This is a genomic window from Loktanella sp. SALINAS62, from assembly GCF_018263905.1.
Taxonomy (GTDB): Bacteria; Pseudomonadota; Alphaproteobacteria; order Rhodobacterales; family Rhodobacteraceae; genus Loktanella.
On the sequence record NZ_JAAFZU010000030.1, the window covers coordinates 65,885 to 87,752 of the forward strand.

Below are 21,868 nucleotides of genomic sequence, written 5' to 3' on the forward strand. Positions count from 1 at the left end.
GCTTTAAACCGCACAGTGCCGCTGGTGATCCCCGCATCGGCCCAGGTGCCGCTTGACAGGGTGACAGTCACCCGCAGATCGGGGTCGCCTGCGGTGGCGACGTTGGCCGACCCGATGGTCATCTGCTGATCGACCCGCGTGATCTGGCTCAGCGTCTGGTTCAGGACCAGCGTGTCTCCATTGACCGCTGCGATTGTGTAGGACGAACCGTTGTTGCCGTTGCTGCCCGCAATTGTCAGCGTGTCGCCCACCTGGAACCCGTTGTCGGCCCAGTCCGCCCCGTCTGTGCGCAGAATGCTGTCGCCGCCCGATGGCGTGCGGACGTAGTAGACGTCCGTACTGACGGTGTCCGACGTCTTCAGTTGCAGCGAACTGCCGGCATCGTCCACATTGGCCACGCGGTAGATTCGGCCGCTTTCAAGACCGCCGATAGGGTCTTGGGTGACTGTCGTTTCGATGATCTTGGCCGCTGGCGAAGCATCCGGATCCGGATCGTCGATCAGTTTGGTCGTCGTGGTCGCGACCGCCGTATAGACGACCAGATCGCTGTTGCTGAAGCCGTGCGCAATCAGGTCGCCTTCGTCGTCCGAATTGGGATCGAGATCGACAAAGAAGATGCGGTTGTTGTTGGTCGTCTGTTCCCGGGTATCGGTATCGTCGGCCAGTTGTGCGGCGGTCACATCCACCTGAACAGTCAGGAAATTCGACTTTGGCGGCGCGACATAGGTCACGGCCTGCCCGACTGTGAAACCATTGCTGCCGACGTTGATGTAGTTGTCCGACACGTCGGTCGAGTCGAAATCGTTGAAATTGTTCTCGACATAGCTTGCAGAGGTCTTGGCCGCGCTGTCCACCAGCTTGATGGTGAAGTCATCGACCACAAGAACGTAAAGCGTCGTGCTGTTCAGGATATCGGGCTGCGCGGTATCTTCGCCCGCGCTGTTCACTTCATGCAACACGACCTTGTCGCCGCTAAGATAGTTGTGTGGATTGCTGAACGTGATTTGTTCGGTCAGCGGATCAATCTGGCTACCGTCGAACCGGTTACCAAATGCAATCACATCCGTGCTGAAACGAATGACATTGTAGCTGCGGTCGCGCAGACCAAGACCATCGTCCAGATCGACCTGACCCGACAGGCCCGGAACCGTGCTGCCCGTCGCAGCATATTCGATCAGGTCGCCGGTCTCCAGCCCGTGCCGATCCACGACCAACGTGTTCTTTGTCCCATCGGCACTGTCGATCCGATACGACGGCACATCCGACGACTGGCGGTCGGCCTTGGCCTTGACCGACACGTTCCCCGTGGTTTCAAGAACGACGCCTGCGCGGATTTCAGCAGAAACCGTTGGATTGACGGTGGTTTTGGACTTGGACAGCGCCACGTTGATCGCGCCGCCGCTGGTGCCCTTTGTATAGGCGTCCGCCTCTGGTGTGCCCAGCGCGTCGATGGTGATGTTGCCGCTGGCCAGTAGACTGATTTCACTGCCGATCCAGGCCTTGACGGTCGAATTAGCCTCAGCCTCGGAATCGTTAGTGGTGACTGAAATCACACCGCCCCCCGCCGCATTGCTGCGGGCCGAAGCCGTGTCCTGCGTCACCGCATCCATGTCGAGACTGCCAAAGGTGAAATCGACGTTGCCCGTGGCTGTCGTGCGATCCGCGAAATACGCCTTGGCGGTGCCGTTGGCGTAGGCAAAGCTGTCGGTAATCCCGACTGCGCCCAAAATGCCGACGTTCAGACCGTCGGTCAAAGCCTCGGCCTGATTCCGGCCATTGGCCTCGATCTTGACCGCGGCGTTCGGTGCGTTGAATACCGCCTGATTGCCGACCCAAGATTGCAGGTTGGCGTTGGCATAGGCCTCGGATTTATTGATCTGAACACCAATGCCTGACACGCCCGCCGCCTCGGCCACGGCCCGCGCTTTGCTGGTGTTGCCGTCTTGCGCGTTATGCGTCGTCAGGATCGAGATACTGCTACCGCTGATCGTGCCGCTTTGGATCACGGCATCGATATCTGGCGAAACGGTCGCCGTCGATTCCACGAATCCGACGCCGCCTATTCCCCCGGACTTGCTGTCTGAATTGGCAAAGGCATCGCCATCAGACGTGGCCTTGACGATCACAGCGCCGCCGACAGTGACGTTGCCAGCGATCTTGGCTTCCAGCACCGGCATTACAGTCGCGCGCGAAATCGGCGCAGTGCCAGCCACAAGTCCGAGCGACGCCGCATTGGCCATCGTATCGGCGCGGTTGCGCCCGTTGGCGCTGACGGTCAGCGACGCGCCACCGGTCAGGACACCGTCCATCAGCGACTTGGCGCTGCCGCTGGCCTCTGCAATGGCGACACTGGCACCCAGACCCAGCGCACCCAGCGCAAAGGTCTGCGCATCCGCCGTTGCGGCATTGCGCACATCGGCACTGACGGTGACAAGCCCGGTGCCTGCATTGAAACCGCCGCCATTCATGATGGTGGCGGCCACTCTGGCATTGGCCTTGGCCAAAGGCACAGCACCCTGTCCACCGACCAGCCCACCGCCTGCCGCCAATGCGATGGCATGGGCGCCGCGATCCGGGTCCATCACCAGTACGGTCGGCACGTTGTGCATGGCCTCGACGCTTAGACCGTTCGAACTGCCGGTAAATCCTGTACCGATCTGCGCCGTCGTGTCGGGTGACGTTTCGACAATGGAAATACTGACGCCCACACCCGCCAAGGTGCCCGCAGTGATACCGAACATGTTCGCAGTACCATCGTGACTGCTGATGGCCGTGACGCCCACATTGCCAGTCGCATTGATTGCCACGTTGTTGCCGATTTCGGCAACCACATCGGGCGTGATCTTCAGATCGGCGACATTCACGCCGACCGCGGCCAAACCACCACCCGCCCCGGCGTAGGTCACGACATTCGCGTCGATTTCTGAAGTCGCAAGAACGGCGACAGAGCCAACCGAAGTGGTCTGACCGATCTGCGCACCGTCACCGATCCGCGCCATCGTATCAGCCTGGTTCGTGCCATCGAAGCTGTCGGTGTTGTTCAGCTTGACGATACTGAAGTTGAAACCGGCAGCCACAGAGCCACCCAACGTGACCGAATAGCTGGTGATATCCAGGTCCTGATCGTTCGCTGCCGTGACGTTCAGCTGGCTTGCGCCATCGACTTTGCCGCCATCGCTGACTTCGGCCAATTGCTTTGAGTTGTCGGTGACGACATTCACACCGGCACCAATGGCAACTCCGCCTGCCTGCACCCCGACAGAGGTGGCGCCGATGTCGCGTGTTCCGCTACCCCCCACCGTGACGATTCCGCCCGCGACGGTTTCGCCGCCCAGACGACCGCGCACGTTGCTGTTGATGTTCAGCACCGTAATGGCCGCGCCGACGGCAGCCCCGCCGACCTGTGCGCTGGTGGTGATGAACTTTGTCTCGATCACCTCTTCTGCCATGACGGCGACATCACCGGCCGTCTTGATCTTGGCGTTGCCCTGCACGATGGCCGACACGCCCGGTTCGTCCTGCGCCGCAAGCAGCAGGTTGGCATTTAGCGTCGCCGTGCTCAGCGACCGCGACGTGATGTCGACGCCAGACAATCCACTGGCCGCGCGACCGTCCGCGCTGTTGGCATCCGCACCCGCAGCTCCGCCTGACACGGCACCCAACTGGCCGTCGACCTCACCCGCGGAATTGTCGGCGGTCTTGCCGCTTTCGTCCTGTGCGTTGCCGCCGCCGGTATCCAGCGCGCTGCCGGTGTCGTTGCTGCCGCCATTGTCGGCGGCTTCGTTATTGTTTTCGTAGGTATCCGAAAATGCCTCTCCCACAGCAAAGACAGAGATAGCGCCGCCCAAAGCCAAAGCCCCGCCCGCGCCCGAAACGGTGAAACCCCGGATCAGTTTGTCAGACACGGCGCCGACCACGACGATGTCCTGCGCGTTGACATCGGCCCCGGCAAATATCTTGGCGCTGACGTCATTGGTAATCATGCCGTAGTTGACGACACCCGAGATGCCCACAAGCCCGCCAGCCACGCCAACCGTCGCTGCGGTCAGCGATGTCCGGTTCGCCGCCCCGACCCAGACGCCCTGATTGGGGCCGGCATCATTGCCGACGGTCAGATAGTTCGCGCTGAACTGATTGATCTGCGCATCGCGCCCGATCCAGGCCGCAGTGTCGCTGTCGACGATTGTCGCCCCGACCGCGCCAGCCACACCGGCATAGCCCCCCGCAGCACCGGCGGCCTGAACTGTCAGGAACGTCTCGCTGCTTGTCGCCTGAACGATCACACCATGCGCTTCGCCCGTGAAGAACGCGCCGGTGTCGTCGTTCATGTCTCCCGTCAGGATGTCCGCATATCCAGTCCCGTTGCCGCCCGCATCGACCTGCGCGCGATCGCCGATTGACGCGATGGTGCTTTTGTTGACCACGAAGATCCCGACGCTCGCCCCAACACCCGCACCGCCGATGCCCACCCCCGCACCACCGGCGATCATGGTCATGTCGCTGTCGTCGTTGGCCGATACCAGAACATCACCACCCGCATCTATCACCGTATCGTTGCCGACCGACGCTGTTGTGGTGTTGTCGATGGATACCACCCCGACACCGCCGCCGATGGCAAAGGTTCCGCTTGCGGCAACCCCGGCAGCCACGATCAGGAATTTGGCTTCGGCATTCGCACGCACGATCACATCGTCTGCCGCAGCGACGCGGACGGTCCGGCGGTCGTTTGCATCGGCGACGGATTCGCCCAGCAGCGCCTGCGTGTCCTGATTGATCACCGACACGTTGACGCCCGGCGCACCAGCCCCTGCGCCACTTAGCGCAAGGCCGACGCCGACGCCCGTGTGATTGAAATCGCTTGCAGCCGCGACCAGAACGGACTGTTCCGTGTCTGCTGCGGTCGCATTTCCATCGGGGGCAAAGCTGTTGATGCTGCCGCCGTCCTTGACCTGCGCCGTTGTCGTCACATCCACGATATTGACGGCGGCCCCAATACCCACCGCGCCCGAGCCGGACGCCGCAAAGCCAAAGGCCAGCGATTCCACATCGTCCTTTGAACTGGCCGAAACTGCGACGCCGCGCACGATCTCGGTGCCGGCCAGCGCAACACGCTCGCGCGCCAGACCGGGATCGCCTTCCAGATCATCGCCATCGGCGGACTGGTTGCTCTTGTCCGGGGTATCGGCAATGTCCTTGTCCAGATCGCTACCAGCGGGCGTTCCGATCTCGAACGCTTCGCGGTCGGGCGTCTGGCTATCGAGCTTGATCGCGTCCTCGTCGATGCCGGACTTTGTGCTGCCTGTGTCGTAGTCCACCGTAAAAGTACCATCGCGCGCGATCACGGTGTCCAGCCCCAGACCGGTCACATCCGCGCCCGTGTCGATGGTGGCAGTCGTGGTTTTATTGATGACGGCGACACCCGCGCCGCCACCGACACCAGCGCTGCCGCCGACGGCAGCCCCGCCGACCAGCAAATCAGCCTCTGTTTCGTCCACAGCCTGCACCAGAACCGACCCGCGTGCGAAAACGTCGCTTTGGGCGCCGATGCTTGCGGTCGTGGTCAATGTCAGGACATAGACGTCCGCAGCCACACCGACACCGACACTGGCGCCGCCCGCTGCCGCGACCGAGAACGTCTTGATATCCTCGGTGGACTGCGCATTCACGATGATGTTGCCATCGGCAATGATTTCGGACGATCCGCCTATCTTGGCCTCGGTCGTCTTGGTGACCGTGTGAACGTTGACACCGGCACCAACGGCAGACGAACTGGACAATGCAATCGCACCGGAAACGGCCAGTATTTCAGTCGTGCTGTCCGCGTCGACGATGACGCCGGGGTTGTTCGCGGCCGCGGTCGCATCGACCAAGACATGATCGCCGATCAAGGCCTTTGTGTCTTCGGTCAGAACCGACACCAGAACTGACCCGCCGATCCCCACCGAACTGCCCGACACACCCGCAGCCGCCACGATATTCAGAATGTCATCGGTCGAGACCGCCCTGACCGACAGCCCGATCGGACCACCCGTCACAATACTGGTGTAGTCGCGAACATCCGCTTCGACATCGTCGTCATGGACAAGCACGCTGCTTGCGATTCCGACGCCTGCCCCGCCGACACCAAAGGCCACACCGCCGGAAATCAGTTTCAGATCGAAATCGCCGTCTGCCTTGACCGTCACATCGGTCCCGGCGGACAGACTCGTCGTGTTGTCATCATCGGTGCCCGCCAGAACCAACGCCCGCGTATCGGTGATCGCCACCATCACGGCCACCGACAACGCCACGGCGTTGCCGCCACTGGACGCGCCAAAGGTCGCAGCAAAACTGGTAAAATCATCGTCCGCCGTCGCGTTGACCGAAACCGCACCGCCGCTACTGTTTAGGGCCGCGCCCGAACCGACCTGCGCAAGTGTGTCGCGCGTGATGACATTGACGTCGATGCCGACGCCGACGCCGGATCCACCCGCCGACAGGCCGATTCCGCCCGCACCGGTGAACAGCGTCGTCATGTCCGTCGCATTGACCGTGATGTCACCGCCCGCATCGACGGTCGTGTTGCTGCCGACCGACGCTTCGGTGTTGATCAGCATGACGTTTACGCTGGACGACCCACCGACAGCAGTGCCACCGTTGGATGCCGCGACACCAGCCGCAAAGTTGGTGAAAGCCACATCGACAGAGACTTCGTTCACCTGAATCTCAGTGACGTCACCCACGTCGACTTCTTGACGCTCGATCAGGACAAGCGTTTCTTCCAGGGGTTTGATGGTGCTGTTGGCCGTCACATCCACAGTGCCCACAGCATCCAGATCGGCGTTGTTGCCGACGATAGCTTTGGTATCCATCGTGTTGAATATGTTCACAGAAATCGCGATGCCGACGCCCGTGCCACCCTTCGTGCTCAGCGCGGCCCCGCCCGAAATGTTCTGCAGGATCGTGTGGCTTTCGGCCTTTACCGTGACGTTGCCGGTCGTGGCGTTTAGAACGGTCTCGTCCCACGGATCAACAGTATCTCCCGTGGCGCGGGCGCCTGCGACCTCGGCCTTCATCGTGCTGTCGACGTAGTTCACGGCGATTGATCCGCCGATCCCGGTTCCGCCGGACACGGCACCGGACAGTGCCCGGACTTGATAAGTGTTCGCATCATCGTCTGTTGGATGCACCGCCAGCACGGACACGTCCGAACCGGTCAGGCTGGCGCCTTGCCCGACACGCGCGGTGGTATCCAGCAGTGAAATGTTCAATGCGACCGCCGCAGCGACGCCGGTATTGGCGCTGATGTCGGTGGCCGTGGCAATCCCGATGGCACGTGCCGTCACCTTTGACTCAGCCTTGACCGTCACGGCGCCGCTGCCCACAAGTGTCACATCATCACCGACGCGCGCGTCGATTTCCGCGTTTAGGTAATTCACAGCAACGGTGGCCGCGACTTTGGTGCCGCCGGATTTGACCGATGCCTGATCCTCGACCCCCTTGCCGCCCTCGTCCTGCGCCTTTGTATCGGCCTCACCGACTGTAGAGGCACCTGTTTCCGTCGGTGCCTTGTCGGCCTTGGCACCGCCCTTTTCCTGCGCGAATGTCGTGTTTTCGGCCGCTTCCTCGTCCGAGGTATTCGAATCCTCGGCGCTCTCGCTGCCATCGCTGTTGGTCTTTTTCTTCTTCTGGCCCGTCGCACTCGCCTTTGACGTCGCACTCGATTCGATCACACCCTTGCCGTGGACATCGATCGTGCTGGCCCCAGTGAGCGACCGGTCAATAAAGGCATCCGTTTCGTCGTCACCGATGTTCAACGCGACCGATGCACCGACGCCGACGTTGCCGCCCGCGGCCTCACCGTCGGCTGTGGTCGTGATCGTCGCCGTGTGATCCGCTGCGATCAAAAGCGCGCCACCGGTCAGGACCAGCGTTCCGCCGCCCGACCCCAGAACGGCTTCTGTAACGTTTTCGACATAGGCAACAGCCACGCTGCCGCCGATGGCGGTGTTACCGGCGGCACCCGCCTCGGAATTGGTGGTCAACGTGTCGCTCGACTGGGCCCGCAGGGTAAGCGCACTGACGGCCCCGTTCAGCGTGGTGCCCTCATCCACGGTTGTCCGCGTCTCGTTGAATCCGACGGTCAGCGCGATACCCGCACCGACACCCGTGCCCTGACGGGCCTTGCCGATGGCGGCCGATGTGGCCTGCACGGTCGTTGTCTCGTCGCTCACAGCCTCCAAAACGACAGCCCCGCCGGTCAGCGTGATCGTGCTGTCAGCTCCGGCGGAATCGCCGATGATGGCTTCGGTCGTGGCATTGGCCACAGACAGTGCGAAAGACCCCGCAATCCCGATCTTGCCGCCGCTCGCGCCCGATGTCGCCTCGGCCTTGAAGTTATGTTGCGGGTCGCCGCCCACATCCTTCATCGTCGACTGCAGGGTCAGACCCGTCGCCGTTATTGTCGATCCTGCGCCGATCCGGGCACGGTTGGTCATGTCGGCCACGTTGATCGCAACACCGACACCCACAGAGGTGCCCGTGCCGGTCGTCGCGGAATCGCCTTCGCCCCGTGCCGTTGCGTCCATGTTGTTACTGGTGATCAGTGACAGGCCCGCGCCGCCGCTGCTGACTGTCAGCCCGTCGGCCAAAACGGCCTCGGCGGTGCTGGACGACACGTTGACCGCGAGTGCCGCCGCGATGCTGACACCCTTGCCGTTCTTGCTGGCCGAAGTGCTGGTGCCCTTGCCGGTGTCAGAGGCATTGTTCGCCATCGCGGTGTTCTGAGTTTTCTGGGTGTCTGCCGTCTCGCCGGTGCTGGCGTCGTTGTCACCATCAGTGTTCTTGTCCTTGGCCCCCTTGGCCGACGCTTTGGATATCGTCTCGGACGCCCCATCGACCCGCGCGCTTAGACTGATACCGCCGGTCGCAGTCAGATCACGCTCCAGCGTTGCGCGACCGGTGTCATCGACCAGACCGATCGCAATCGCAGCACCGATGGCGGTCGACGCCTCGGCCGTACCGTCCGCCGTTGTCGTGGCCCTGCCGTGATGCACCACGTCGGCGGACAGATCGCCGCTGATCGCCAGTGCAGACGGGGATATGCCGATCCGCGCCGTTGTCATGTTATCCACGACCGCGACGGCCACGCCGCCACCGACCCCGGTTTCGGACTGTTTGCCAGCACCGCCGCCCGACGCAAAGGTCGTGTTTTCGTAGCTGCCATTGGCGACCAGCGCCAGATTGGCGACACCGGTCAGAATCGCACCGTCGGCGATCTCGGCTTCGGTCACCGCATTGTTGACGTTGATCGCGATGGACACACCCACGCCTGTCTTGCCAGAGGTCGCGCTGGCCGTCGCAGAAACTGTATTTTCGGACACGGACGCAGCGGACAGGCTCACGTCTTCGTCGGTCGCGCTGATCCGTCCGTCTCCGTCGATGCTGGCGCGGGTATCGGAATCGATGATCCCAAGGGCAAAAGAGCCCGCCGCCCCGACATCGCCGCCGCTTGCGCCCGACACCGCCGTCGCGCCAAAGTCGTGCTGGCTGTTACCGTCCTTGTCGGTCATCGTCGCGCTGGCCGTCAGGCCACCCGTGACCGACGATGTGCCCTGCAGGCCCGCGACATTGCGCATGTTCGCCACATTGATCGCGACCGCGACACCGACGGATGTCGTCTGCGCACCCTCGCTGGCGATACCAGATGCATCCGCCTTGGCGTCCATATTGTTCGACGTGGTCAGCGTGACGTCACCCGTCACCGCGCGGTCGATCAGCGTGGCGGATGCTTCGGCCTTTGACACGTTCAGGGCTAGTGCCGCAGCGACGCCCACCGAATTATTAGAGCCGTCCTTGGCAGAGGTGTCGTTGTTGCCCTCATCGGGGTTTACGTCGGCACCCTTGTTCTTCTGGTTCGCAAGCGCGACCTTGTCGTTTTTCTGCTTGTCGGCATTCGCATCGGTTCCGTCTTCGGCGTCCGCCTCGCTGCTGGCCCCTGCCGCCGACGCCTTGGACGTCACGATGGACGCGCCATCCGCGATGGCTGTCATCGTCAGTGCCGCGACGCTTGCATCACGTTCTAATTCCGCGCTTGCCTTGTCGGTCACGAATCCCAGCGCGATTGAGGCGCCGATGGCCGCATCCGCGCCCGTCGCGTCGCTGCCGGCCTTGGTCGTGGAACTGCCGGAATGGGTCGCGCTCAACGTCAGAACGCCAGCCGCATCCAGATCATCATCGCCTGTGCCGATCCGCGCTTGCGTCAGGCGGTTGTCCACCGCAACGGCAACCGCACCACCGACCGTGGTCCCGCTGGATTCAGCGCCCGATTCAGCCGTCGTGGTCGCCACATGGGTGCCGCTGGCCGTCAGTGAAATATCGTTTCCGTTCGTCAGATCAGAGCCGTTTGCGACCGTGGCGGTCGTGTCGTGATCTGTCACGCCGATGGCGATCCCGGCCCCGACGCCCAAGGTTCCGCCATCATCCTGATTGGCGCTGGCGGTCGTGGTATCCACACTGTCAGAGGTCGCGGTCATCGCGGCATTGGCGCCACCCAGATCGACCGACGACGCGCCGTCCATGCTGGCGGCCGTATCGGAATCGACGATCAAAAGCGCGAAAGAGCCCGCAACCCCCGTGTCACCGCCCGACGCACCTGCCGTGGCTGCAGCGCCAAAGCTGTGCTGGCTGTCGTCGGCGTCGTTCATGGTGGCGGACAGGACCAGATCGCCGCTGCCGGTCTGCGTGACACTGGCACCGTCTGTGATCTGGGCCACGTTGCGCATTTCCGCGACGGTGATGCCGACCGCGATGCCAACACTTGTGCCAGACCCGGCGGCGGCAGAACCATCGGCATCCGACGTGGCATTCATATCGGCTGTTGTCGTCAGCGACACATCTGCCGCACGCAGCGTCACGCCATCAATCTGTGCCACGGCCATGCTGCTGGAAATATTCAGCGCCAGCGCGCCCGCCACGCTGACGTTGCCACCACCGCTTGCGCCGCCGTCACCCGATGAATTGGCCGATGCTTGCTCATCGGCGGATACGTCGGTGGTTTTGCCCCCGGCATCGCCCCGGGTGTTGGCATAGTCGATCTGCTTGTCGCGTTGTCCGTCCGCGCCACCATCGGCAGCGTCGGGCGCGGCCTCTTTCTCTGCCCCGGCAGCGGATGCTTTCGCTTCCGCCTTCGATTCGGCTTTGGTCAGCGCCGACATCTCGAAGCTGCCTGTGGTCGTCAGATCGCGGCGCAGGGTCGAACTGCCGTTGTTGTTGACAAAGGCGAGACCGATGGCCGCGCCGACGGCTGTCGTGCCGCCCGCGGCTGTGCCGTCCGCCAGCGTGGCACTGGTGCCGGTGTGGGTCGTGGCCGCCGCCACATCGCCGTCCAAATCCAGTGCGCTGCCCGGATCACCAAAGTCGGTCACCGTATCGTTGTTCACAACGCTGATCGCGACCGCCCCGCCGACCGTGGTGCCGGTGCCTGCCGCGCCGGCCTGCGCCGTGGTTGTATCGCTGTGTTTTCCAGTCGCGATCAGGGTCAGATCGCCCGTCGCACCGGTGAAATTTGCATTGCCCAACAGGGCCGCCGTGCTCAGATGGCTGCCGACGTAAAGCGCCACACCAGCCCCCACCCCGACAGAACTGGTGGCAACAGTGCCTTCGCCCTTCAGCGCAGCGGTGTCCGTCTTGGTGGCAGAGCTTGCCGACGCCAAAACATCCGCGCCATTCAAGTTCAAATTGGCGCCGTTTTCGATGATCGCCTGCACGTCGGTGCTGACGATGCTGATCGCCAAGGAACCCTGAAAACCCGACTCCGCCGATCCGCCACCACCCGAGGTCGCGGTCAGCGTATAGCTGCTGTCAGCATTCAGCGTCGACAGAACCGACACCTTGTCTGTGTCCGTAAAAATGACGGTTCCGCCGATCGCGGCGGTCACTTTGGTATCGACAATGCCCATCGCCACCGCCACGCCGACGCCTGTGCCGCCATCGGTGGTCACCGTTCCGTCCGCCGTCGCGGTAATGCTTTCCGTCGCGGTGGCGTCAAGGATCACGTCACCCACAGATGCGATGGTACCGCTGCCCGACACGCTGACGACGGTATCGGACCGATAGTCCGACACCACGACCGCCCCTGCAAAGCTGACGGAATTGCCCTCTGGCGTGGTCGCCCCGTCGTTCTGCGTGCTCGCATCCTTGTCGGAATCCGCCAAACGCTGTTCGGATTCATTTTTCTCGTCGCCGGTGCTTTCAACTGCGCCGCCTGCCGTCGACGTGGATTTTGTGGTGATGTCGCTGTCCAGCGTGGCAGTCAGATCGACACTGTCGGGCGTATCGACATTGCCCAAGATCGACGCGCTGTCGCTCATTGACACACGTGTCGTGGCCTGCACTGAACTGACCGCAACCGTTGCACCGGCGCTGCCCGCCGTGCCGTCCGCATTGCTGACCACCAGCAGGTTGGTGGCAGCGTTCAATGCGACCGCGCCATCGGCGCTGATGATTGAAGCACCCAACATGTCAATGGTCGATGTTGCCAGAATCACGGTGACCGAAACGGCTGCATCCGATGTTTCGTCGTCGTCCGTGCCATCGGCCTTGTCCGTCGCGTCGATGTCCAGCGTTACGGTCGTCCGCGCCGTCACATCGCCCGTCGCCGTCACCGTTCCACCATCCAGTCCGATCGTGGCCGACGGCAATGCCACCACCAGCGCCCCACCCAGCGGACCGATGATCAACGGATCGGGCGTGAACGTCGCGGACGCCGACGCTGTCAGCGTCACGGCGCCACCAGTTGCGACGACGCTGCCAGCGATGTCGATATCGGCGACAGGCGCCGCCACGTAAACGCCGGGAATCAGGTTAGTCGGGTCGATGGCATAGCTGTCTTCGGTCGCCACCGCGTTGAACGTTACGCTGCTGCCCGTCACAGATGCGCCCGACGCGACCGCGATGCTTTCGGCATTCACCGTGATCGCGCCTGCGGTCACGGTCCCGGTAAACAGGACGGAATCGCTGCCACTTTCGCCGTTGATGGTCAGACTGGCAGGACCCAGATCCAGGTTTCCGACGGACAAAAGATCGCCCTGCGCCTGCGCAATACCATCGGCAGAGGGCAGACCCAGATCATCGCCCATGTTGATGGTCAGGCTGGCCGTTGGTGTCGACAGCGCCAAGCTTTCGAACGTGGGGATCGCATCGTTCGAGGTCACGACCACAGTGCCCCCCGATTGCGACAGTGTGGCGTCGTCCGACACTTCGACACCCATCAAACCCATGTCGAACGTGTAATTCTCCACCGTCATGTCGGTGGCGTCGATTGGTTCCAGACCGTCAAACTGCAGCACGACGCCATCGCGGTCGATAGTGCCCGACGTGCCGCCGGTGGCCGCGTAATGCACGCTGTCAAACGTGCCACCGTCCAACACCATAGAGTCGTAGCCGCCGTCGCCACCATCGATCGTGCCGCTCAGCACGCCGGTCGCACTGACGATGAAAGTATCCTCGTTGTCGGCGGCGCCCTTTGCGGTTTCGACGTTGACGAAACGCACGCCTGCGACGGTTCCGGTATCGCGCCCGTCGATGGTCCATGTCGTGTCACTTGACGGACCGGCTATCGTGTCATCACCCCCTGCACCGTCGAAACGCACGCTCACGTCCTGCATCGCAGCCGTCACGCTTAGGGTCAGGCGGTCGTTGTGCGCGGTGCCGGTGATGATAATTTCTGTTGTCTCGGCGGCTGCACGCTCGCCCACGATTTCGCCGGTTTCATCGTCGTAGACACGGTAAGCTGTGGCCGTTTCGTCGTATTCAAGGGTGTAGCTGGCCCCACCGTCCCCAGCCATATCGACCGACAGCGGCATCAGATCGGCAGACAGCAAAAAGCGTGGTTCCATCGCCTCGAGCTTGACAGCCGAGACCATGACCGGGGTCGTCACCTTCGGCGAAGGCGCGACATTTGCGAATGTTCGGTGGCGCGTACGACCGCCAAACCATGACAACGGAGACGTTCGACCGCGTGGCTTGCGATTCTCTAGTCCAAACGCCTTGGCGCCAAATGGAAAAGCCATCTTGTCCCCCCTTAAGAGAAGCAGTTTAACTGGCTTTTGTCCAAAAATGTGCAGCTAGAAGGATCGACGAAGCCAGGCCGGCAGTGGTCAAAACGCGCTTAATCTTTAAGTTGAGTCGAGGGTAGGTTACTGCAAGTGAGGCGACTTTTGGAAAAAAAGTTAAATTAACTTTTGATACGCCCCAGTAATGCCCTCATCCCTATTCGAATGTCAGGGTGCAGCGGTGTCCACCGGGTAGCGCGCCGTCTGGATTGGGCAGTTCCAGTTGCACAACAAAAGTGCCACTGGCCGCGTCGAACACTTGATCGACGGACGTGACCGCGGCGCTGTATGCGCCGCCAACAGGCGCGGCAGGCAGAATGGTCGCGTCTTGGCCCAGCGTAATTTGTCCAAACAGCGATATCGGCACAAAGGCTTCGATCCGCAACGGGTCCATCTGAACGATCCGAACAAGGTAATCGCCCTGCCCGATGAATTCACCCGCGGACAGATTGCGTTCTGTCACCACTCCCGACAGCGGGCTGACGATCTTGCGCTGGCCCAACGCCGCTTCGGCGCGGGCCAACTCCTTGATCGCCAGATCCCGGTTCAATTCCGCCTGCGCCAAAAGACTTTGTGACGCGATCAGCTCTGCCTCTACCTGATCCAGTTGCTCCTCTGTCGCCACCCCGCGTTCGCGCAATGCCTTGATCCGTGCGTAGCGCCGGTCGACCATTTCAAGCTGCCGGGTCTGGGATTCGATCACGGAGGTATTCGTCGCCCGCAGCCGCAGCAGATCCACCGTGCCTGCTTCGATCTTGTCGTTCAGTCGCGCCAGTGTCTGCCCCGCGATCACGTCGTCGCCACGTTCGACCGGGACGCTTTCCAGCAGGCCCGCGACCGGGCTTCCGACCTCGACGACGGCGGCAGGGTCCATCAGGCAATCCACGTCCGCCGCCGCGACGGCAGAGGGCCAAAGCATCGCCAAAGCTAAAACCGTTCTCATCCCAAACCTCCCGTGAATGACAGCATCTTGTGTAGTCGTTTGTCCTGACGCACCAGATCCTTGCGCGCCCGCGCATGGGCGCGCTCTGCCGTGCGCTGGGCCCGGTCGAACAGTTTCAACCGCACACCCTGCGAAATCAGCGGAAGCTGGCAAAAGCTCTTGGACAGCGGCGCCCGGATCACGTTCAGCAAATCGTCCTCCATCGACAGATAAGTCGACACGCTGCCCGGCTCGCCCCGGCGACCGGCGCGCCCGGCCAGTTGCCGGTCGATCCGTCCGGCATCGTGCCGTTCGGTCAGGATCACATGTAACCCGCCTGCCGCGACGACTTGTGGCGACAGGCCGATATCCACACCGCGGCCCGCCATGTTTGTGGCCACCGTGACGCGACCGGCCTGTCCGGCTTCGGCGATGATTTCAGCTTCTTCGCTGTCGTTCGTGGCATTCAGCACGCGGTGCGCGATCCCCGCCGCCGTCAGCGCAGCACTGACCTGTTCTGACGCGCCCACCGACCGCGTGCCGATCAGTACTGGCCGTCCGCGCAGTGTTTCGGCACGCACACTTGCCACCACGCGCGCCCACTTTGCCACCGACGTGCGCAGCACAACGGGCCTGCGAAACCGCAACCGCGACCGTTGGTTGGGCGGGATGCGCTGCACGTCCAGCCGGAACACCGACCACAACTCTCGCCGGGCCTCACGCGCGGTTCCGGTCATCCCCGAAAGCCGGCGATAACGACGAAACAGGCGCTGGTAGGTCATGCGCGCCATCGACAGGTTTTGCGGCGTGACTTCGACCCCTTCTTTGGCTTCGACCAACTGATGCAGCCCGTCCGACCAGCTTCGGTCGGGTTGCACCCGCCCGGTGTATTCATCGACGATCTGCACCTTGCCGTCGGTCACAAGATACTGGTCGCCACGGGTAAAGAAATTCAGCGCCGACATGGCCTGCCGCAAGGCTTCTTCACGCTTGATCGCGGAACGCCACGACGGCCCCAGCCGTCCCGCCCGCGCAGCAATAAAAGCCCGCCCGGCGTCCTTTAATTCGACACGGCGTTCATCGGGATAAAGCTTATAATGGCTGCCCCGCGTCATTTCCCTGGCCAGCCGCAAGGCCGTTTCGGCCCATACTTTTTCGTCCTCGGGATCGCTCTGACGAGAGATGATAAGCGGGGTGCGCGCCTCGTCGACCAGCACAGAATCCGCCTCGTCCACGATGGCGAAATGCAGGCCCCGCATCACCAGCTTGCTTTCAAGCGCTGCATCGCCCGTCAATCGGCGCAGCCTGCGTCGCAGATCGCTCTTGTCGTCGCCAAAAGCCATCTGGTCGCGCAGGTAATCGAATGCGATTTCGGTGTTGGACGCATAGACGATATTGCACGAATAGGCGTCCTGCCGTTCATGCGGCTTCATATCTTCGGTCAGCAACGCATGGGTCAGGCCCAAGCGGTCATAGATCGGTGCAAGTGTCTGCAAATCCCGCGCGGCCAAGTAGCCATTGACAGTGATCACATGGACCGGCAGCCCCGACATCGCGGCAGTGGCCGCTGCAAGGGCGGCGGTAATCGTCTTGCCCTCGCCTGTGTCCATCTCGGCCAGCGCACCGCGCAGCATCGCCAGCCCACCGCGCAACTGCACGGGATGGTGCCGCAAACCCAGTTCGCGGCCACACACCTCGCGGACCAACGCCAGCGCGCGCGTGATTGACCGCCGCGTCAATCCATTGCGGCGCAGCACATTGCGCACCTGCGCGATTTCAACGCTCAGCGCCTCTTCAGACAGGCGTTCCAGTCTGCCAGCCTTGCGCAGGATCGCGGACAGCGCCCACCGATCCCGCACCGGCCGCGCCAGATGGCGCAGCCAAAGTCCGCTGCCCGCAACAATCGTTTCGGCACGGGCGATCCAGTCGTCACCCGGATCTTCCCTCTCGGGGTAGAAATCCAGCCGGACGTCGCGCGGGGCAGCGGCGGTCATTGCTCAGACCTAAATCTTGGCCTTTGCATCCTTCTGCTCCTTTGCGGGCGGCGCCGTGTCTGCATCGCCCATGTCGGGCACGGCCATCCGGCCCACCATGCTATTGAAATGGCGAAGCGAATGCAGGTGCAGGTAGGCGCATTCCAATTCGTCGGTATTGAACATCTGGGCCAATGTGTCGGCGTCGATCTTCTTGAACCGCTCACGGTCAATGACTTGAAAGCCCGACAGCGAACGTGCCTCGCCCCCGACCAGATTGAATCGCGCCTGCATCGGCTGCAACAGGTCCAGCGACTTGAGCCGTTTGCAAAAGGCCTGCGTGCGCCGGAAATGCGCCTGATATTCCTGCAGGAAGCTCAGCACGTTTTTAAGGTACTGGGTCTGCTCTCCGTCGCTGTCGAACAACCGTTCGCCGCGACCATCCGTATTCACACCTTCGAAACCTTCGTCGATGTTCAGGATGAATTGCTTGCCGGTGCTGTCGGTCGAAAACACAAAGGGATAACGCCGCACAAAGGCCGGGATATAGCCGCCGGTCCAGTGGCCGTCATCGTCCACGAACAGGTTCTCGTCTTCACGGCTGCCCAGAATGGCCGAAGGCATCACGACGTCTTCGTTACCGGCAAAAACAATCGGGTAATGCGCCGCCGCTGCCGAAAACTCGACCGCGGTCAGCGGGACCGAATTGACGTTTTTGGCATAGGAATAGGTCTCACCCGCCTTTAGCGAGGTATTCGCGTGCTTTTCCTGACTAACGGGTGTCGCCTTGGTGTAGAACAAGAGTTGCGTAGCCATCTTAAAGTTCCTTTCGGTTTCGAAGTTGGTTGTTGTCAAACGATGGGGGCAAAGACGCGCAGAAAGACCTGTGCTGCGCTGCGGTAAAGGCGGGCGGCCAAGGGCGAGGTGTCATGCGAAAAACGGACATGCACTCTGTCGCCATAAGCGGTGACGGTCTGCGGTTCGGTCAGCCTGAGTTCCATCTGATAGACCCCTTCAAGTGCGCGCCGTCCCTGTGGCGGGCTGGCCGGGTCCAAAAGGATCGGACCGCCACCTTCCTCTGACAGTGCAAGGCTTGGCAATTCGCGCGACAGCGATGCCGCGGCGCGCGAAACGGTCGCGGGATAAACATGTTCGGTGTCCTGTGCGAAACGGACCGACAGGCCTCTGGTTTCGCGGCGGACCAGTTCGGCGCGGGCTTCGGGGACGGCGATCCGGATCAGCGGGTCATTGAAATCCGCGACCACCGCAATCAACTGCCCGGCCTCGACGTAGCGACCTATCAGATCGGCCTCGTTGGTCAGAACCACGCGGCCGGGCGTGTCTGCGCGCAGGATCAAGGCGTCGACCCGTTGGTCCATCAAAGCGATTTCCGCGATGCCGGCGTCGCGTTCCTCTTTGATGATCTTGCTGGCGACCGGGTCGATGGACCGCTGCGCATCCAGCCTGCGGTCCAGTTCTGACAGCCGCGCTTCCAGCACCCGACGTTGCGAAGCGAGCAGCGGATCGTCGATTTCGACGAGGGGCGTGCCAGCGGCAACCGTATCGCCGGATTTGACCAGAACCGCGCGGATCACACCCGATGATGCGGCATTTACAAATGCCTCCGGGCGGGGAAACACCACGCCCTGCGCAAGCGTGTTATGCGGCACCGGCACAAACAGCAGCACCCCGGCAATCCCGCCAATGGTGGCGACTGTCAGCCCCAGCGCCCGGCCCCGTTTGCGCCGCAGCACCGGGCTGCTGAGAAGGAACCAGCCCATCTTGAGCACCGGCAGCAACAGCATCAAAAACACGGCCCAGATCGCCAACACGATCCCGATGATAAAGAACCGCGTCGCCACCAATGATACGATCGCAAAGGTGATGAACAGGCGGTAGAAATATGCAGCGATGGCATAGACCACGAACCAGCCCCGCTCGCCCCGCGCGGTCACAGGGCTTTCGGCCCATTTGATGCCGAACGCATAGCGCTGCACCAGATAGCCCAGATATTTGTTGGCGCGCTGGCCCAGGTTCGGGATCTCGATCAGGTCGCACAACACATAATAGCCGTCGAACCGCAGCAGGGGATTGCCGTTGAATAGCAGGGTCGAAACGCCGCCGATCAGCATGATGTTGAGCGCAAAGGCCCGCACCAGACCTTCTTCGGCATTGGCCCATACGATCATCGCAATTGCAGCCAGTGCGATTTCGACCAGGATGCCCGCTGCCCCGACAAAGGCCCGCTTCCACTTGCTTTCGCAATGCGATGCTGTCCGACGCGTCGACATAGGGCACCGGCATGAAGACAAGGAACATGATCCCGATCTCGTGGACGGCCCCACCCCACCGCTTGATTGCATAGGCATGGCCCAACTCATGCAGTGCCTTGATCAACGGATAGGACACGAGCAGCAAAAGCAGGTTTTCAGCCGACAGGACCCTGTCGATCGCGTTTTCGGTCAGCGGACCCGCATTGATCGCGAACAAGATGCCGCCGTAGATCACCAATGCCAACCACAGCAACGCACCAAAGACCGACAGCAAGGGCCGGACCAGCGGCACGGTCGCGGTCAGGAAATCGTCGGGATCAAACACCGGGATGCGCAGTGCAAGCGGGTTCAGCATCGACTTGATCAGCTTCTGCCGCTCCATCTTGCGGCCACGGTCCGACATCTCGACGATATCCGGCGGCACGTCGCCGCGCAGGACATCCGCTGTGTGCAACCGCCCGACCAGCGACACCAGTTCGTCCTGTGTCACTGCATCCACATCAAACTGGTCAGACGCCAGCGTCCAGATCTGGTCCAGTGTCCGCGCCCCGTCCATCATCGCGATCAAACGGTAGGCTTCGGGTGTGAACCGGTGAAACCGGCCCGAACTGCGGTCCTGCAAGACGTACCAGATGTCACCGCGAAAACTGTGGCGGTAGATACTGGCGTGGGTCCGCAGACGTGGCCGGTAGTTGGCGACGCGATACCACGCATTGCTGGACCACCGGCGCTGGCTCATGGTGCCCACCGCCATGCGAACAGGCGCGCCCAGTCGACCAGCCGGTCAGTCAGCGAAGTAATGAGCAGCCGCTCGTCAATGTCAGTGCGCGCAACACCCTGCATGCCCGGTCGCAGATCGGCGGCCTCTGTCAGCAGGGTCGCCTCCACGCGGAACCAGTTCCTTCCGTCGCTTTGCTGCGCCAGCGGCGTGATTGTCTCGACGCGGTAATCCAACGGCGTCTCAGGCATGGCCGAAACCCGCAGGCTCCCTTTTTGTCCCACCACGATATCGTCCAGATCGCGCTCATCCACCTCTAGGATCACGCGAAATGCCCCCAGCGGCGAAATTCTGAAAAGCGTCTCACCGCGTTCAACAGAGCCCCCGATGGACTGCCGCAGGTCGCCTTCGACCACGTAGCCATCGAATGGCGCGCGGATTTTTGTCCGGGCCAGTTGCTCTTCGCTTAGGGCCAGTTGTGCGTCGGACTGAGCCATCTGCGCGCGAATGATGTTGACCTGCGCCATATCGCGTTCCGCCAGTGCTTGATCCAGCTCGCTTTGGCGTTGCTGCCGAGAGGTGACCAGCCGCAATTGATCCAGCGTCAGGTCCTTGTCGTCCAGCGTCGCCAAAAGCTCGGCTTCGGCCACCAGATCGCCCGCGCTGGCGTATTGGGCGGCCAGATAGCCGGTGAAAGGGGCGACAATCGTGCGCTGCACCTCGCCGGTGATCTGTGCGGGCGACTTGACCACATGGTCGGTCTTGGCGAAGGCAAAAAAGGCCACCACGGCCGCCAGCACCAGCGTCGCCAGTTTCGTGCCGAAATAGGACGGCCCAAGTGTCGCCTTCGTGAAACCGACGACGCTGTGCCAAACCTTTGTGGTCAGCCACCGGTCATTTGCCCGCCGGTCAGTCAAAACCGGCCCGATGACGCTGGCCACCGCGTCGCAGGACTCGATTTCGGACGATGTGAACCCCGCACCGGCGGGGCGTTCGAACAGCAATGCGCCGATGATCTCGCCTTCGGCTTGCAATGGCACGGTCAGAACCGCACCGGCGCTATAAGTTTCGCCCAGATCCTTATGCGCGCGGACGACGCGAAAATCCCAATCGTCGGGCGCGGGCCACAGAATGACGGTCCGCTGATCGGCGGCTTCGTCCATGGCGATTGCGATGTCCCGCACAAGGTTCGCACGCTTGCTAAAGCCCGAGGTATGCGACATGGCCGCAATCCGGTGTCGCTTGCGTTTGACAAAGCCGATGGAAACACGTTCGCAATCCAGTCGCCGCGCCAGATCGGTAACCAAAGCGTTACAGGCGGTCGCAAAGCGGGGTTGTTCCAGCACTGTGGCCAGCATGTCAAAGGCGACCGATACCCGCTCGCGCAGTTCACCGTCCTTGACCTCCTGCTCGCGCCGCAGGACCGCCTCGATCCAGCCGGTTCCCCATTGCAGTTGCCGGAAGAGTTGCGCCGTTGCGACGCCATCAAAAGCGCCAGACACGACGATGGCCCCGAAAAGCTGGCCGAACACGACAAGCGGCTGGGCCATGGTGCGTACAGGCTCGCCCTCGCCCAAAACGACCGCACTTCGGGTGTTCAGCGCCTGATCGGCGGCCTTTTGCATTGATGCCGTCCGCCGTTGTCCTGCAGGCCACGCCGCCACAGGTTGAAACGGACCGCTGTCGGGCACCTCTCCGATCACCAAAAGTCCCTGCGCATCCTTGCCCAACTGACGGCATTGCAGGGCGAGCCACGTTTGCAAGAACTGTTCGGCATCGGCCGCAGATTGAAACTGCGCCCAAAGTGTCTGGTCGAGCATCGCGTAGCTGACAGGGGCGCCCAAAGACGCCGGGTCGAGCGCTGAAAGAGTGCGTGCCTCTTCCGTCAC

At 62.3% G+C, this 21,868-nt stretch carries 6 protein-coding genes (1 of these 6 only partly in view); all 6 read right to left on the reverse strand.

Annotated elements, in window-relative coordinates; genetic code table 11:
- Nucleotides 1–13,904, reverse strand: the 5' portion of a protein-coding gene (locus tag GZH79_RS11485; protein ID WP_211643929.1) for an LEPR-XLL domain-containing protein. 15,073 nt of this gene lie to the left of the window's left edge; only the first 13,904 of its 28,977 coding nucleotides appear in the window; the start codon lies at nucleotides 13,902–13,904; the stop codon falls past the left edge of the window.
- Nucleotides 13,905–14,250: 346 nt separating this feature from the next.
- Nucleotides 14,251–15,036, reverse strand: a complete 786-nt coding sequence (locus GZH79_RS11490; RefSeq protein ID WP_211643930.1) for an efflux RND transporter periplasmic adaptor subunit — start codon at nucleotides 15,034–15,036, stop codon at nucleotides 14,251–14,253.
- Complete coding sequence (locus GZH79_RS11495; protein ID WP_211643931.1) at nucleotides 15,033–17,009, reverse strand: hypothetical protein; 1,977 nt, start codon at nucleotides 17,007–17,009, stop codon at nucleotides 15,033–15,035. The genes GZH79_RS11490 and GZH79_RS11495 overlap by 4 nt, the downstream gene beginning before the upstream one ends.
- 9 nt (nucleotides 17,010–17,018) lie before the next feature.
- Nucleotides 17,019–17,804, reverse strand: a complete 786-nt coding sequence (locus GZH79_RS11500) for a SapC family protein (RefSeq protein WP_211643932.1) — start codon at nucleotides 17,802–17,804, stop codon at nucleotides 17,019–17,021.
- A gap of 35 nt (nucleotides 17,805–17,839) precedes the next feature.
- Nucleotides 17,840–19,279 carry an HlyD family secretion protein gene (locus GZH79_RS11505; protein ID WP_211643933.1) on the reverse strand — a complete coding sequence of 480 codons (1,440 nt, stop codon included), beginning with the start codon at nucleotides 19,277–19,279 and terminating at the stop codon, nucleotides 17,840–17,842.
- 717 nt (nucleotides 19,280–19,996) lie between these two features.
- Nucleotides 19,997–21,868 carry an efflux RND transporter periplasmic adaptor subunit gene (locus GZH79_RS11510; RefSeq protein ID WP_211643934.1) on the reverse strand — a complete coding sequence of 624 codons (1,872 nt, stop codon included), beginning with the start codon at nucleotides 21,866–21,868 and terminating at the stop codon, nucleotides 19,997–19,999.